We start from the raw sequence: 473 nt of genomic DNA on the forward strand, positions 1-473 counted from the left end.
CAACAGATGAGAACCAGCAAATAGCGGACTTACTTATCAAACTGACCGATGAGAACAAGAACTGGGGCTTTGGCTTGTGCTTTTTAACCTTGCGTAATGTGCTAGGACTGCAGTACAACCATAAGCGGGTATATCGCATCTACTGCGAGCTTGAACTCAACCTTAGAATCAAACCTAAGCGTCGCATTAAACGTGCTAAACCAATACCATTAGCAGTACCTGATAGGATTAACCAAAGCTGGAGCATGGACTTTATGCACGACAGCTTAACTGATGGCCGCGGCTTTAGACTGTTCAATGTCATTGATGATTACAACCGTGAGGCACTCACCGTTGAAGTCGACTTCTCGCTACCGGCGCAAAGGGTCATACGCAGTCTTAATCAGCTTATTGAGTACCGAGGCAAACCTGTGCAGATAAGATGCGATAACGGCCCTGAATACATCAGTAATGCGCTCAAAGACTGGGCTGAG

Annotated in this window: 1 protein-coding gene; it reads left to right on the plus strand. The window is 46.3% G+C overall.

Features of this window, described 5'->3' with window-relative positions:
- On the plus strand, nucleotides 1-473 hold a 473-nt coding region (locus ACT3QQ_RS13960), incomplete at both ends, for a DDE-type integrase/transposase/recombinase (protein ID WP_444519309.1).

This window comes from Psychrobacter sp. AOP7-A1-24, assembly GCF_052376235.1.
Lineage (GTDB): Bacteria > Pseudomonadota > Gammaproteobacteria > Pseudomonadales > Moraxellaceae > Psychrobacter.